The organism is Pseudarthrobacter sp. NCCP-2145, assembly GCF_023708005.1.
In the GTDB taxonomy this organism is placed as follows: Bacteria; Actinomycetota; Actinomycetes; order Actinomycetales; family Micrococcaceae; genus Arthrobacter; species Arthrobacter oxydans.
On sequence record NZ_BRCG01000001.1, the window covers coordinates 174,032 to 188,912 of the forward strand.

15 protein-coding genes are annotated in these 14,881 nt (G+C 65.9%); 5 read left to right on the plus strand and 10 right to left on the minus strand.

Features of this window, described 5'->3' with window-relative positions; genetic code table 11:
- The 4 genes from NFU08_RS00825 to NFU08_RS00840 form a co-directional block, all read right to left on the minus strand.
- Positions 1-219 (minus strand): hypothetical protein, encoded by a 219-nt coding sequence (locus NFU08_RS00825; protein WP_251420134.1) that lies wholly within the window; start codon positions 217-219, stop codon positions 1-3.
- Positions 220-366: 147 nt separating this feature from the next.
- Entirely contained in the window at positions 367-1,740 is a 1,374-nt protein-coding gene (locus tag NFU08_RS00830) for a right-handed parallel beta-helix repeat-containing protein (protein ID WP_251420135.1), read from the minus strand.
- A 135-nt stretch (positions 1,741-1,875) separates the two neighbouring features.
- Positions 1,876-2,418: a hypothetical protein gene (locus tag NFU08_RS00835; RefSeq protein ID WP_251420136.1), complete on the minus strand. Its 543-nt coding sequence runs from the start codon at positions 2,416-2,418 to the stop codon at positions 1,876-1,878.
- 84 nt (positions 2,419-2,502) lie between these two features.
- Positions 2,503-3,981 carry an alkaline phosphatase gene (locus tag NFU08_RS00840; protein WP_251420137.1) on the minus strand — a complete coding sequence of 493 codons (1,479 nt, stop codon included), beginning with the start codon at positions 3,979-3,981 and terminating at the stop codon, positions 2,503-2,505.
- Positions 3,982-4,330: 349 nt separating this feature from the next.
- On the opposite strand from NFU08_RS00840, the gene NFU08_RS00845 reads away from it, so the two are divergent.
- The 4 genes from NFU08_RS00845 (at position 4,331) to NFU08_RS00860 (ending at position 8,298) form a co-directional block, all read left to right on the plus strand.
- The gene (locus NFU08_RS00845; RefSeq protein ID WP_251420138.1) at positions 4,331-6,118 is read left to right on the plus strand and encodes a multicopper oxidase family protein; all 1,788 of its coding nucleotides are present in this window, start codon (positions 4,331-4,333) and stop codon (positions 6,116-6,118) included.
- A 179-nt stretch (positions 6,119-6,297) separates the two neighbouring features.
- Complete coding sequence (locus tag NFU08_RS00850; protein WP_251420139.1) at positions 6,298-6,942, plus strand: biotin transporter BioY; 645 nt, start codon at positions 6,298-6,300, stop codon at positions 6,940-6,942.
- 10 nt (positions 6,943-6,952) lie between these two features.
- Positions 6,953-7,678, plus strand: coding sequence for an energy-coupling factor ABC transporter ATP-binding protein (locus NFU08_RS00855; RefSeq protein WP_251420140.1), 726 nt, complete (start codon positions 6,953-6,955; stop codon positions 7,676-7,678).
- Complete coding sequence (locus NFU08_RS00860; protein ID WP_174174549.1) at positions 7,675-8,298, plus strand: energy-coupling factor transporter transmembrane protein EcfT; 624 nt, start codon at positions 7,675-7,677, stop codon at positions 8,296-8,298. The genes NFU08_RS00855 and NFU08_RS00860 overlap by 4 nt, the downstream gene beginning before the upstream one ends.
- Before the next feature lie 23 nt (positions 8,299-8,321).
- On the opposite strand, the gene NFU08_RS00865 is transcribed toward NFU08_RS00860, so the two are convergent.
- A complete protein-coding gene (locus tag NFU08_RS00865) occupies positions 8,322-9,497 on the minus strand; it encodes a thiolase family protein (protein WP_246255868.1) in 1,176 nt (391 codons plus the stop codon).
- Complete coding sequence (locus NFU08_RS00870; protein ID WP_251420141.1) at positions 9,487-10,893, minus strand: class I adenylate-forming enzyme family protein; 1,407 nt, start codon at positions 10,891-10,893, stop codon at positions 9,487-9,489. The genes NFU08_RS00865 and NFU08_RS00870 overlap by 11 nt, the downstream gene beginning before the upstream one ends.
- A gap of 59 nt (positions 10,894-10,952) precedes the next feature.
- On the opposite strand from NFU08_RS00870, the gene NFU08_RS00875 reads away from it, so the two are divergent.
- On the plus strand, positions 10,953-11,831 hold the full coding sequence (locus NFU08_RS00875; RefSeq protein WP_251420142.1) for a neutral zinc metallopeptidase: 879 nt from the start codon (positions 10,953-10,955) through the stop codon (positions 11,829-11,831).
- A 164-nt stretch (positions 11,832-11,995) separates the two neighbouring features.
- On the opposite strand, the gene NFU08_RS00880 is transcribed toward NFU08_RS00875, so the two are convergent.
- The 4 genes from NFU08_RS00880 to sufD all read right to left on the minus strand — a co-directional run bounded on the left by NFU08_RS00880 (position 11,996) and on the right by sufD (position 14,880).
- Positions 11,996-12,328: a metal-sulfur cluster assembly factor gene (locus tag NFU08_RS00880; protein ID WP_066275677.1), complete on the minus strand. Its 333-nt coding sequence runs from the start codon at positions 12,326-12,328 to the stop codon at positions 11,996-11,998.
- Between the two features lie 14 nt (positions 12,329-12,342).
- A complete protein-coding gene (gene sufC, locus NFU08_RS00885) occupies positions 12,343-13,131 on the minus strand; it encodes a Fe-S cluster assembly ATPase SufC (protein WP_251420143.1) in 789 nt (262 codons plus the stop codon).
- An 80-nt stretch (positions 13,132-13,211) separates the two neighbouring features.
- Positions 13,212-13,571 (minus strand): non-heme iron oxygenase ferredoxin subunit, encoded by a 360-nt coding sequence (locus tag NFU08_RS00890; RefSeq protein ID WP_104187267.1) that lies wholly within the window; start codon positions 13,569-13,571, stop codon positions 13,212-13,214.
- A 22-nt stretch (positions 13,572-13,593) separates the two neighbouring features.
- Positions 13,594-14,880 carry a Fe-S cluster assembly protein SufD gene (gene sufD / locus NFU08_RS00895; RefSeq protein WP_251420144.1) on the minus strand — a complete coding sequence of 429 codons (1,287 nt, stop codon included), beginning with the start codon at positions 14,878-14,880 and terminating at the stop codon, positions 13,594-13,596.
- Position 14,881: the final 1 nt, after the last annotated feature.

Genomic DNA, 14,881 nt, shown 5'->3' on the forward strand with positions numbered 1-14,881 from the left:
CTAGGTGGGTTTCTTGTTCAGCACGTCCGGAAGTTCCTGCCGCCGTCGAAGTTCCAGGAGCCCGACTGCGTTGACTCCGGTGAAGACGGCGCTGAAGGTGATCAGCAGGTCCCTGACCATCACCGAATTCGGGTCACCTGGCTGGGCGATAAGCGATATAGCCAGGATCAGGGCTCCTACACAGAGCCCGCCCGCGCTGGGAAAGTTCCGCTGCCGCATCAGTCCGCTTACCCTTCGGGTCCCGCCGCACGGGCGTCTTGCCTGCTCGATCTAGGAGTCATGCACCTGACCGTAGGCCTCGCCGGGCATCCAGGCAATGCTCTTGATCAAATCCTGAGCATCGGACCTGAATGTTTCCCAGCGTGTTCATGATCGCCCTTCGCAACGGCCGGTGGTGAGCACACCGAACGTTGAACCGCGCTCCTTACCGGTGCGCGACTGCCAGTGTGCGGCCTGCTCGATGGTCTCCGCGGTCTGGTAGTCGGTCTTCTTGCCTGGCCCTAGCTTGATGATGTTGTGGTGCAGGTTCAGCCCTGTGGGGGCCTTCCTGTCTCCGCTGATGTTGATATAGCTGTCCCGCGCGCCGATGAACTGGTTCCGGGTGACCTCCACGTCCACGGGCAGCTCGGTGTCATACGTGAGGATGTGGGTGCCCTTGCCGTCCGTGTCCGGCCGGATGGTCGCAGCCCATGAGTAGCCAGCGTCAGTGCAGACATTGTCTGTGAAAGTGCAGCGGATGTGCCCGGACCCTGGAGACGCATCGCCGGCAGACCACATCTCGAAGGTCTGGTTGCAGTTCTCCACCCGGTTGTTCCGGAAGTGGATGTCGGTCCACGACTTTGCATCCTTCATGGCCGTCCCCTGCATCGTGAAGGCGACGTCATAGCATTCCCGGATGGTGTTGTCCTCCATGATGATGTTGGACGCGCCGATCCAGACCTCGATGCCGTTGCCGTACCGGGTGCCGTCGGAGCTCAGCCGGGACCCGCCAAGGTCCTCCAGGCGGCAGTTCCTGATGCGGATGTTCTCCGAGCCGCCGGTCGCAATACCGTGTGCTCCGTGGCCTTCGATATGAATGCCGTCCAGGATGCTGTGGGAGGCAGGCCGGATGCCGTCCTGCTGGACGGCGATTGCGACGCCGTCGCCAGGGTCGAAGGAAGACCTGACGTACACAAAGGTCTCGTCGCTATAGAAGTCCCACTGGTTCGCCAGTGCATCCAGGCTGGTCCGCTTCCATCCACGGATGAGGCCCGCCACCTTCAGGAAACCGACGTTGGTGGACGGAGCGCCGGTGTTGCCGCTGTACTGGCCGGACCGGGCGGTGATGTCCAGCTTCCATACCCCGGTGGCGTGTTGCACCCAGGCCGGCTTGCTGACCTTGTAGCCGGCAACCTTTGGACGCGGCCCGGTGCCGTAGGCGCCCACCGTCAAGACGCCCGATGTGCCCTTGATGGACGGCTCGTGGAGGGTGCCGAAGAATGTGTCGCCGCGCCTGAGCAGGACGGCGTCGCCGCGGCGCAGATCCCCGCGCCTCAGGGCATCCTGGATCCGCGCGAGGCTGCGCCACGGGGCTGCCTCAGTCCCCGGGGCCGAGTCGGAACCAAAGACGCTCACATACCGGGTGTTCCTGCCCCCGCGGGACCGGGTGCGTTCGTCCGTGAACACAGCGGAACTTGCGATGCCGGCTGCAACCCCTTGGAGGAGCGTGCGGCGGCTGAAGGGTCGCGGAGGTGGTGTCATGGCCGGGGCTGGTCCTCACGGATATCTCACGAGCGATTTTATCCGGCGGCACCCGGCAGGGAAACCGTCAGCGAAGACCTGAACTATGCACACGTGGTACCAGCACGTACCGGCGATCGGGTGCGCGTTTCCGCGCTACTCGTTGACGAGGACGGGTACGCCTACTGCTGCCGAAACAGCGTGGGGGGCAAGCCCGGCCGGTACCGGAATGCTGAACTCCTCACCTTCTTCAGACGGTCCCGAGTGTCCATGGCCGTCGGAGCCGAGATGGTGCACAAACCGTGCAGTGCCAAGGAGGTTGCCGCGGTCATCATAGAAGCCGGCGAGCACCTGGAGTTCGAGCAGGTCGCTGACATCACTGGTGACTCGGACTGCCCCGGAGGCAGCCTGTCCATCAAAAGCCAAACCCTCGAACACAATCCTGTCATCGAAAGGGCCCTGGACTCGAAGGATCTGGCCAGGGGCAGGCCGGGTTGTCCGGAGTCCTGCCAAGTCCGGTTCCCCTTCGGCACTGACCAGGCCGGGGAAGCTTGTTTTGGCGGCAGCGGATGCCTGCGGGACACGATCGGCGCCGGGCGCGGGGGCCGGTGCCCGAGCACCCAGTACGGCGGAGGCAAACACAGCCAGCGAGGCAGCAGCGAGGGCTGCCATCAGGAGAATCCAAAGCTTGCGGCTCATCGGGTCCCCTCCGGGTGCGCTGCGGACGAGGGCCTGGCCATCACGCGGACTGCGGCGATTCTGCGGTGGTAGTTCACGCTATTCTCAGCGCAGGACGCGCAGGGCCTGGCCCACGATGTCGAACAGGTCGGTGTTGTCCACGCTGCCCTGCAACTGTTCCGCACCCGGACCGTAGGCGTATATGGGCACGTCGGCGCCCGTGTGGTTGCCGGAGGCGTAGGACAGCCAAAGACTGGCTTCCTTGGAACCGTCCTTGACGTTGGCGGGATCATCCGGAGTCCGGAAGGTGGCCGGGCCGAAGTTCTTCGGATCCTCTGAGCCTTCGCCATTGATGATTCCGGTCGAGCGCTCCTCGTCCTTGAAGTTTCCGCCGTTCCGGGTCGGGGTGGAGCTGTTGGCACTGTTCCCGGAATCGACGTTCGGTGGGGGCCCGGCCGCCTCCGCGTTCGTGAAGGAGCCCTTTTCAATGATGTTGAACCCGCCCGTTTCGTGGTCTGCGGTAACAATAACCATGGTGTTGCCGTCCTTTTTCGCGAAGTCCAGGGCAGCGGCGACGGCGTCGTCGAAGGCCTTGACTTCATCCAGTGTCTGGGCCGCGTCATTGTCGTGGGACCGCTTGTCGATCAGGGCGCCTTCAACCTGCAGGTAGAACCCCTTGCCGTTGCTCTGGTTCTGGTTCAGCAGTTCAATGGCCTTCTGCGTCATCTCCTGCAGGGACGGCTCCTCCGCCTGGGGTTTGTCCGGGTTGTCCTTCTTGGCCTTTTCGAGGGTCAGGTTACCGTTATTGAACAGTCCAAAAACCTTGTCCCCCGAGGCCCCGTTCAGGTCGGCGCGCGTGGCGGGGATCTGGCTCGACACAGATCCCAGGATCGAGTAGCCCTGCTCCTTCAACGCGCTTTCATCCTCTGCGTCGAAGCGGGCCATGCCACCGCCGAAAATGACGTCGGCGGTACCGTTGCGGGCGATCTGGTCTGCGATCGGGGTGACCCGGACATCACTGGTGGGCAGCTTGTCGCCGGTCACATCGGTATCCTGGCACGCATCGGCGGAGTAGTCCGGTCCCTGGCAGCCGCGGGCGAGGACATGGCTCATCTGCCCGGCGGGCGTTGCATCGGTCACTTCGGCAGTGGAAACGTTGCCTGTGCGGTAGCCGGCCTGTTTGGCCAATTCCATGATGGTCGGCACCACAACACCCTTGGCGTCCACCCCGATGGCAGTGTTATACGTCTTTACCCCCGATGCGAAGGCTGTGGCCGCAGCGGGGGACGCGGTGACCAGCTCCGGCACGAAGCCGGCCTGCCCGGGCTGGCCGGAGTTCTTCTCCACGGAATAGGTGCTGACCGAGCCGTGGGACGGGAGGCTTTCCATCACCAGCCTGCCCTCGGCGCCGTAGAAGCGCTCCCTGGCCGCTGTGACGTGGGTGCGGCCCATCCCGTCGCCCAGCAGGTAGATGACGTTCTTCGCGGGCGATTGGAAGGCCGCGGGCGCCGGCCTGGTGGCAGTGAACACCGCGTACGCGACCACCGCGACCGCCACGACCGCGCCAAGGACGATCCACACCATCCCGCGAATCTTCCCAGAAGGGCCATCGGACATGAGTGCCGCCGGAACGTATCTCATCAGCGGGTCCCTTCCCGGCCGGGAGCGGGACGAAACTGCTGGATGATGGCTCTTTCATGTCTGCTTCCAGCAGACGCATCGGTGGTTGCCAAAGAATTCCCCCTAGACGAGCTTGTAGGACCACCATAGAAAGCAGTGACGGGGGAAGGAAGGAAACCTTTCCCTCCTTCCGATTTCTTCAGCCAATCTTGAGGTGCCGTGTTCAGCGGGCCTAAGGGCCCTGTTCCCGGCCTGCACCGCCCTCGTACCGTCAATCAAGGGGGACTCATCTTTCGAGCGAAAAGAGTCTGCGATGTATCTCACCCGACGCCAGCTGTTGCAGGCCGGTGCGGTAGCCGGCGCCGGCATCCTGGTCCACCCGGACGCCGCCCTGGCTGCCCGCACACGTGCCCGGCAGGCCGGTCCCTTGACAATGTTCTCCGAGCAGCTGCCCACGCTGGCCGAACTAGGGGTCCTCGATATGCGGGCGGGTGGCCAGACAGAACTGTCCATGCTCAACGCCGGGCACGCCTTCCACGGCCAGCTTGGCTCCACGGACACGTTCACCTACCGGGCCGACGGCGCATCGCAGACGTACCTCGGGCCGGTCATCGTCGCCCAACGCGGCACCCCGTTCGCCCTCACCGTGCACAACCGGCTGGGAGAGCACCCGCTGGCATTCGCCATCGACGATGAACTGGTGCCGCGCGGCAGCGACGACGCCAACACCCCGCGCACCTCGACCCACCTGCATGGCGGCAACACCAGGCCAGGGTCCGACGGCGGCCCGGAACAGGTCTTTACCCCCGGCAGTTCCTACACCTACCACTACGACAACAACCAGGATGCCGCCGGGCTCTGGTACCACGACCACGCGCTGGGCATCACCCGCCTGAACGTCTACGCCGGACTGGCAGGCGGCTACCTCATCCGGGACACCCCGGGGCCGTCCGGGACCGGCATCGACACCGGAGACGGAACCCACCTCCCGCCGCCCCCATACGAGGTGCCGCTGGTCATTCAGGACCGGATGTTCAATCCCGACGGGTCCTTCGCCTACCCGCCCAATCCGGAGCTGACGACCAGCGACGGCACCCCACGGCCCTGGGCGCCGGAGTTTTTCGGGGACGTGGCAACGGTCAACGGGAAATGCTGGCCGAACCTGGACGTGGACCGGGGAAAGTACCGGTTCCGCGTGTACAACGGGTCAAACGCAAGGTTCTACAACCTCAAGTTCAAGTCCGGCGGAAACGCGCTCACGTTCGCCCAGATCGGCACGGACGGGGGCCTCCTCGACGCCCCGGCCAAGCTCAACAAACTGGTCCTGGGCCCGGGCGAGCGGGCGGACCTTGTGGTGGACTTTGCCGGCCTGTCCGCCGGATCCAAGGTGGTCCTGGGCAACAATGCCCCCACCCCTTACCCCGACGGCCCGGTCGCGGCGAAGCAAGGCGGGGTTCCCCTCCGCGAAATCATGCAGTTCACCGTGCAAAGCCAGGCCGGCTACACGGCGCCGCTGCCGGAAAAGCTGCGGCCCCAGCCCATGACGAGGCTGGCAGGCCTGCCCCCGGCGGCCACCCGCCAGATGACCCTCGTGGAAGTCCTCAACGCGGCGGGCATCCCCATCATGGCCCTGCTGAACAACCGCCCCTTCCACACCACCGACATCACCGCCGTGCAGGGCGACACCCTTGAGGAGTGGGAACTGATCAACACAACAGTGGACGCGCACCCCATCCACCTGCATTTCACCCAGTTCCAGGTCCTCAACCGCCAGCGTTTCGACGTCGGCAAATACCTTGCCGCCACCGGATACGTGGATCCTGGCACCGGGCTGGTGACGCCGGGCCAGGGCAGCAGCGTGCCCGTCACGCCGTTCCTGACGGGCCGCCCCAAGGCGGCACCGGCCAACGAGCGGGGCTGGAAGGACACCGCGGTGTCGATGCCGGGAGAAGTGACCCGGATCAGTGTCCCCTTTGGGGCGGGTGCAGCCGGCGGAGCACCCTTGGCCATCGGCTCCTCGTTCACGGGCGAGTACGTCTGGCACTGCCACATCCTCGAGCACGAGGACAACGACATGATGCAGCGCTACGTCATCGAATGACGGTTCTCCCTCCAAAGCACCACATGCACCACAACGGAAGGGGAAACCGACCACCTTTGTGCCCAGCCTGTAGCTGCGGGCAACCCGTTTAGTAGACCCCCTACAAAATGCCCGCAGTTCCGCACCAGTAACGTCGGCAGTACATTAGATTCCGCTTGTACAACCCCGACAGGACTGCCATGAGCAACACCGACACCGCCTTCAAGAATCCCGCCAGCACCGGGCGCCGCCGCTGGAACGCCACCGACCTTGGCCTGATCGCCGTCTTCGCCGCCCTGGTTGCCGGCGCAGCCCTGGTCCCCGGCCTGGCCGTAAACGGCTTCGGGGTCCCCATCACTTTCCAGACGCTGGCCGTGATGCTGACCGGCCTGGTTCTCGGACCGGGACGGGCCTTCGCCGCCGTGGGACTCTACACCCTCTTGGGGCTCGCCGGCCTGCCCATCTTCAGCCAGGGCCGCAGCGGCCTGGGCATCCTCGCAGGCCCATCCGCCGGCTACATCATCGCCTTCCCGATCGCCGCCTGCGTTGTGGGCTGGCTGGCCACCATCGTGATCCGGCGGACCACCAAGGCCAGGGCGCTGTGGTTCTTCCTCTCTGCCGCCGTCACCAGCGCCTTTGTGGTGCACTCCCTCGGCATCGCCGGGATCGCCCTGAACACCAAGGCCACCCTCGGGCAGGCTTTCCTGAGCGATTTGGTGTTCTACCCGGGTGACATGGTGAAGAACATCCTGGCCGCCGTCATAGCCGTCGCACTCCACCGTGCCTTCCCGGACATCCTGGTGCGCCGCGTCCGGCGCAGTGCCGCCCTGCCCGCGAAAGTCTAAGGGACCCGCCATGCCCGCCGTGATCTTTGACCGTGTAAGGGTCGCCGTCGAAACGGACAGCGCACCGGAACTGAAAGTCCTCCTCGACTCCATAAGCCTGGAACTTACCGAACAGCGCATTGGCGTCATCGGCGCCAACGGCTCCGGTAAGTCCACAGTGCTCCGCCTGGTCAATGGCCTGGTCCAGCCAACGGAGGGCAGGGTCACGGTGGACGGCGCCGATACGGTCCGCGACGTCCGGACGGTACGCCGGAACGTGGGGTTTGTCTTCACCGATCCCCTGTCCCAGCTGGTGATGCCTTCTGGCCGGGAGGACGTGGAGCTGTCCCTGCGGCGCTTCGTCCGCAACGGTAAGGAGCGGCGGCAAGCTGCCGAAGGGGCACTGGACCGGCTGGGCCTGCTGGAACTGGCGGACCAGAGCATCTACGAGCTGTCCGGCGGGGAACGGCAGCTCATGGCCCTGGCCGCAGTGCTCGCGGTGAACCCGTCGGTGCTGGTCCTCGATGAGCCGTCCACCCTCCTGGACCTCCGCAACCGGGAACTCCTCCGCAGGACCCTGGCAGGGCTGGACCAGCAGATCATCATGTCCACCCATGACCTTGAGCTGGCATTGGAGATGGACAGGGTCCTGGTCATCGAAAAGGGTGAGGTGGTGTTCGACGGCGGCGCGGCGCCGGCCGTCGACCACTACCGGATGTTGTGCCGGGACGGCCTGCCGGCAGGAAAACCGCGATGAGGGGCCACGGCTTCCTGCTGGCCAATTACGTGCCGGGACATTCCCTTATCCACCGGGCACCCCTGGCGCTGAAGTTCCTGCTGGTCTTCGGCTGCGGCCTGGCCTCGTTCATTGTGGTGGACTGGCGGGTGTCGCTGGCGGTCCTGGCCGGGCTCTGCGGTTTGTTCCTCCTGACCGGAGCGGGCCTGAAGAAGCTGTGGGCCGCCATCCGGCCGCTCGCTGCCGTGCTGGTGGTCATCGGGGTGTTCCAATGGTGGATGCTGGGAGCACCAACGGCGGCGCGGATTGTCCTGAACATCCTGGTCTGCGTGGTGGCTGCATCCCTGCTCACTGCCACCACTCCCGTGCAGCGGCTCCTTGACGGAGTGGTCAGGGCGGCCGGCCCTTTCAAGCGTTTCGGCGCCGACCCCGAGCGGTTTGCCCTGACCATCGCCATCATGCTGCGGAGCATCCCTTACATTGCCGGCACTTTCGCGGACGTCCGGGATTCCGCCCGGGCACGGGGGCTGGAGCGCAATCCGCGGGCCCTGATCCTCCCTGTTTTCATCACCTCGGTGGCGTTTGCGCGCCAGACAGGTGAGGCGCTCGCCGCCCGCGGCCTCGGGGACGCGGAAGACTGACGCCCCCGCCGGGGCACCGCGCCTTAGAGCCGCTGGTATTCCAGCAGCGCAGCGGTGCCCATGCCGCCGGCGCTGCTGATCATCGCCAGCGCCAGGCTTCCCGGTGTTCCGGACCGGCGTGCCTGGGCCAGCAGGCGGGTCACCAGGACGGCACCGGACGCGCCGTAGGCGTGGCCCAGGGCCAGGGCGCCGCCGTCGAGGTTGGCCCGCTCAGCATCGATTCCCACCTGGTCAAGGCAGGCAAGCGTCTGCGACGCGAAGGCTTCGTTGAACTCCACCAGGTCCACCTGGTCCGCTGACACCCCCGCGGCTGACAGGACGTCCCGGGCTGCGGCGGCGGCGCCGACGCCCAGCAGTTCAGGATCCACTCCAGCCGTCCCGCTGCCCAGCACCAGCAACCCGTCGACGGCGCCCAGGGTCCTTGCCCGTTGCAGGGAGGTGATGACGACGGCGGATGCGGCGTCGGCGTCGAAGCAGGAGTTCCCCGCGGTGACAGTTCCCCCGTCAACGAAAGCGGCGGGGAACCGGGCCAGGACTGCGGCGTTGAGCCCACGCCTGGGGCCATCGTCCGCGGCAGTCCCTGCCTCTGTATCCAACGTGACCAGTTCGCCGTCGAACACCCCGGCGTCGCGGGCGGCAAGCGCCAGGCGGTGGCTGCGGAGGGCGAACGCGTCCTGGCGTTCCCGGCTGACGCCGAACTCCCGCGCCACATTTTCTGCGGCCACGCCCATGTCCGGATCGCCGAAGCCGGCCGGCACAAACTGAGCCCGAGCGTAGAACTCCGGCCCGCCGTCGTCGTTCCTGTACGCGCGCAGCGGCGCTGTACTGGTGCTCTCCACTCCCCCGGCAAGGTACAGCGGGTTTCCGCCCGCAGCCACCAGCCGCGATGCCAGAACCACCGCGTCGAGTCCGGAGCCGCACTGGCGGTCCACGGTAATCCCCGGAACGCTGACGGACAGCCCCGCCTCCAGCAGCGCAAGGCGGGCCACGTTTCCGCCACCGCCCACGGCGTTGCCGATCACAACGTCGGTGACTCTGCCGGGCTCCGCCCCCGTTTCCGCCAGGAGCTCCCGGAGCACGGGCGCGAGCAGTTCGTGGGCACGCAGGCTCCGGAGTACACCGTTGGTGCGGCACACCGGGGTGCGGCGGGCGGCAATGATGACAGGCTGCCGGTCCGGCGGGAGCATCTCAGCTGTCAAGGCTGCGCACCCTGCGGTCCCGGGAACTGATCCAGTCCAGCAGCAGGCTGCGGCTGACCTTGCCCCGGTCCGTGGTGGGCAGTTCGCTGAGCAGGTAGTACTGGAGCGGGCGCTTATCCCGGACAAGGAGGTCCTCGAGCCCGGCACGGAGCTGGGTGGCCGTGATGCCGCCGTGGGAGGGGACAACACCGGCCACGACCCTTTCCCCGCGAAGGTCGTCGGGCATTCCGGCCGCGACGGCGGCGGACACACCCGGCACCGCTGACAGTGCCAGTTCCACCTCATGGGGGTAGACGTTCTTGCCTGACGTGAGGATCATGTCCGCGCGGCGGCCCAGGATGTGCAGTTCGCCTTCGGACAGGTAGCCCTGGTCGCCCACCGTGAACCAGCCGTCAAAGGACTTCAGGGCCTCCCCGTCATCACCCCAGAGGTAGCCGTTGCTGACCATTGCGCTGCGGACGCAGATGTTTCCGGACTCCCCGTCGGGCAGCGGCTGCCCCGAGTCGTCGAGGATCCGCACGTCCACACCCGGAAACGCCCGGCCGATCCCCGTTCCGCCCAGTACTGCCGGCTGGCTGGCGGCCAGCCCCGTCCCCGAGACGAAACTCAGTTCCGAAGCACCGTAGTACTCGAAGATGGTGGCATTCGGGGCCCAGCGGCGGGCAGCCTCAAGGGTCCGCGCGTCCAGCTTCGAGCCGGCACAGATGATGGTCCGCACGCCGGAGGCGTCCACGCAGCCGGTCAGGCCGCGTTCGCTGAGCATCCGCAGCATGGTGGGCACCAGCACCAGCCGGGTGACGCGGTCGTGGGTGATGGCGGCGTGGACGTCGCCCACGTCAAAGCTTTCCAGGGTCTGGAATTCCGAACCGGCGTAGAGGCATTCGGCCAGCGCGTAGAGGTTGAGGCTGGCGGCAAGGGGGCCCGGAGCCAGGGTCACATCGTCCGCACGAAGCCCGAAGAATTCGATGGAGGCCTCAAAGGATTCCTGCCAGGACCGCCGGGACCGCGTGAAGGCTTTTGGAATCGACGTGGTGCCGGATGTGAGCCCGATCAGGAAGGTGGACCCGGGGTCGCCGTCTGCGAGCTCATCATCCGGGGACACGGCCGCGGGTTGGGCGGACGCGTCCACGCGCCGCTTCATGTCCTCCTGCAGCAAACCCGGCCAGGCAGGATCGAGGACGGCGCACTGGCGTCCGGCGGCCACCGCCGCGGCAAATCTTGCCGCGAAGTCAACCGAGTTGGCTTCGCACAGGGAGGTCACAGATTTGGTGTGGGGTACCAGCGCCGCAGCGGAGTCCCGGAGCTCCGCCCAGGAGAGGCGGCGCCCGGCAATCACGACGGCGGTGTCGTGGGGCCGTTCCTCGGCCCAGCGCTGGATTCTGTTCAGGAAAGGCATCAGATCAACTTTACCGGCCGGCACCGGTTGAGCTTCTGGTCCGCGGGTATTGTGACTTTATGAGTTTCAACGACAATGTGCAGCTGGATCCCTCGCAGGTCCAGGACCGCCGCGGCATGGGCCGGGGAGTCAAAGTGGGCGGCGGGATCGGCGGCGGGCTCATCCTGCTCATCGCGGCGCTCCTGGGTGTCAATCCACAGTTGCTGGAGGGACTGGCCGGGGCCGGGCAGGAGCCGCAGAGCCAGGGCACGGCGCCTGCCTGCCAGACAGGAGCAGACGCGGATGCCCGGGTGGACTGCCGCATCACCGGCACCGTCAACAGCTTGAACGCCTTCTGGCCCGCCTACCTGCAGCAGTACAACGTCCAGTACCCGCAGCCGGAGACGGTCATCTTTGAGCAGGGTGTCAGCACCGGCTGCGGCACGGCCTCCAGTGCTGTTGGCCCCTTCTACTGCCCCACCGACACCACCGCCTACTTTGACCCCGGGTTCTTCCAGGAGCTGGTGGACAGGTTCGGCTCCTCGGGTGGACCCCTGGCGCAGGAGTATGTGGTGGCGCACGAGTTCGGGCACCACATCCAGAACGTGCTGGGAAACCTTGACCAGGCGCAGCAGGATCCGCAGGGACCTGAATCCGGCGCGGTGCGCGTGGAACTGCAGGCAGACTGCTACGCGGGCCTCTGGGCCAAGCACGCATCAACCCAACCGGGGCCCGATGGCCAGCCGTTCCTTGAGCCCCTCACCCAGCAGGACCTGAACGACGCCCTGTCCGCCGCCTCCGCTGTTGGTGACGACCGGATCCAGGAAGCGGCCACCGGGCGGGTCTCCCCCGAGGCGTGGACCCACGGCTCCAGCGAACAGCGCCAGCGCTGGTTCTATAAGGGCTACGAGACCGGCGACATCAACCAGTGCGACACGTTCTCCGCGCCCACCCTGTAACCCCAGAGAACGACGACGGCCGGTCACCTTCGCAATGAAGGTAACCGGCCGTCGTCGTACCTGGGCCCACGCTACCGAGGGGCCCCAATCGAGCTTGCGAGATTGGGGAGGTAGTGGAGAGGTTCCCTAACTGAGCGAAGCGAGGTTAGGGAGGCGGTGGGGATCTAGATGTTAAAGCCGAGGGCCCGCATCTGGTCCTTGCCGTCGTCGGTGATCCGTTCCGGACCCCATGGCGGCATCCAGACCCAGTTCAGGCGCCAGTCGTCAACAACGCCGTCCAGGGCCTTGCCCACCTGCTCCTCGAGCACGTCGGTGAGCGGGCAGGCAGCCGTGGTCAGCGTCATGTCGATCAGCAGTGCGCCGTCGTCGTCCGAGTACTTCAGGCCGTACAGCAGGCCCAGGTCAACGATGTTGACGCCGAGTTCGGGGTCGATGACATCCTTCAGCGCCTCCTCGACGTCCTCAAGGCTCGTACGTGCCGCGTTGATTTCGGTCATGGCGAAAGTCCTTACTAGGCCTGCGCCACGGCGGGTGCAGCGGCTGCGCCGGCACCCCTGGCGTAGCGGTCGTAGCCTTCTTCTTCGAGGCGGTCGGCAAGCTCCGGGCCGCCTTCCTCAACAACCTGGCCGTCCACGAACACGTGCACGAAGTCAGGCTTGATGTAGCGCAGGATGCGGGTGTAGTGCGTGATGAGAAGGGTGCCCATCTTGCCTTCGGCATGCGCGCGGTTGACGCCCTCGGAAACAACCTTGAGCGCGTCAACGTCCAGGCCGGAGTCGGTCTCGTCCAGGATGGCGAACTTGGGCTTGAAGAGTTCCAGCTGGAGGATTTCCACCCGCTTCTTCTCACCGCCGGAGAAGCCCTCGTTGACGTTGCGCTGGGCGAAGTCGGCATCGATGCGCAGCTGCTCCATGGCAGCCTTGACGTCCTTGGTCCAGGTGCGGAGCTTGGGGGCTTCGCCGTCGATGGCGGTCTTGGCGGTGCGCAGGAAGTTGGTCATGCTCACGCCGGGGACTTCCACCGGGTACTGCATGGCAAGGAAGACGCCGGCGCGGGCACGCTCGTCAACGCTCATTTCCAGGACGTCTTCGCCGTCGAGGGTGATGGAGCCGCTGGTGACGTTGTAGCGCGGGTGGCCGGCAATGGTGGAGGCCAGGGTGGACTTGCCGGAACCGTTGGGGCCCATGATGGCGTGGGTTTCGCCGGTCCGGATGGTCAGGCTGACGCCCTTCAGGATTTCCTTGGTGCCCTGCTCCGTCTCAATGCTGACGTGCAGGTCCTTGATCTCAAGAGTAGACATGTGTCTTGTTCTCCTCTGCACCGGGCCTGGGCGGCGGCGGTGCGGTCTCTGTCTGGAAGTTGGTTCGTAATTCTGTGGTGCTAGCTGAAGTTGGGAGCCTCGGCGCCGTTGAGGACATTGGTGACGTCCACATAGACTTCGTCCCCGACGATCTCGACGGCGAACACCGGGACCGGATCGTAGGCCGGGAGCTGCAGCGGTTCGCCGCTGCGCAGGTCGAACTGTGAGCCGTGGCCCCAGCACTCGATGGCGCAGCCCTCCACCTCGCCCTCGGACAGCGAAATGTCCGCGTGCGAGCAGGTGTCGCCGATCGCGTGGATCTCCCCCATGGAGTCCTTGACGATCGCCACGGGGTAGTCATCAATCAGGATCCGCAGCGCCTGCTTCAGCTGGATTTCATCCGCCTTGCAGACAAGCTCGCCCTTTGGCTGGTCAGTCATCTGTAACCGTGCTCCGTGCCTTCTAGTTGTCCGTGAGAGCGAGTTCGTGCTCAACAGCCTCGGTCAGCCGCTCCTCGATGGAGGGGACCTTGATCTGCTGGATGATCTCGTTCAGGAAGCCGCGGACCACCAGGCGGCGGGCGACATCCTCAGGGATGCCGCGGGCCATAAGGTAGAACAGGTGCTCGTCATCCATCCGGCCGGTGGCGCTGGCGTGGCCCGCACCCTCGATCAGCCCGGTCTCGATTTCGAGGTTGGGCACGGAGTCGGCACGGGCGCCGTCCGTCAGCAGCAGGTTGCGGTTGGCCTCGTAGGTATCGGTGCCTTCTGCTTCCTTGCGGATCAGGACGTCGCCAACCCACACTGCGTGGGCGTTGCGGCCCTGCAGTGCACCCTTGTAGAGCACGTTGGACTTGCAGTTGGCCACGGCGTGGTCAACGAACAGGCGCTGCTCCAGGTGCTGCCCGGCGTCGGCGAAGTACAGGCCGAACATTTCAGCCTCGCCGCCAGGGGCGGTGAAACGGGCCGACGGCGTGACGCGGACCAGGTCGCCGCCAAGGCTCACCATGACGTGCTTGAGCTTGGCGTCTCGGCCGATCTTCGCTTGCTGGGAGGAGGCGTGGACGGCGTCGTCGTTCCATTCCTGGAGCGTGATGACCGTCAGGCTGGCGCCGTCTTCCACGATGATCTCGACGTTTTCGGAGACGATGGCGGATCCCCGGTGGTTCAGGACAACAACTGCCTTGGAGAACTTCTCCGCAACAATCACCAGGTGCTGGGCAGCCGGGTCCAGTGAGGTGCCTTCAATGTCGACGCTGACTTCCGTGAGCGCTTCGAATTCGGAAGGGATGGTCACCACGGTGGCGCCGGCGAAGTTCTCCCAGGCGTTGGCGGAGACGCGGTCCTCGGGGATACCCGCGGTGCCGATGCGGCGGTCGTCGCGGCCGACGCTCTCCACGGTGATTTCCTCCGGGCCGGTGACGACGACGGTGGGTGCCGTGCCGGACAGGACCTCCGAGTGCAGCCCGCGGAGGCGTTTGAGCGGGGTGAACCGCCAGTCTTCCTCCATGCCAGTGAGCGGCTTGAAGTCGGCGAGGTTGTAGGACGTCAGGCGGCCGGCGCGTGAGCTGTCCGGAACACCGACACCGCCACCATGGGAGTGGCTTTTCGCCGCAGCGCCGGCCAGCGGGGCCTTGGAGCCTGCCGCGTTGATGGGCGAGAGGCTTTCGCCTTCTTCGGTGAAGCCGTCGATGAACGGCTGGGCTGAAGGCGCGCCGATGCGTGCCTTTTCAGTAGTGATTTCAGTCATC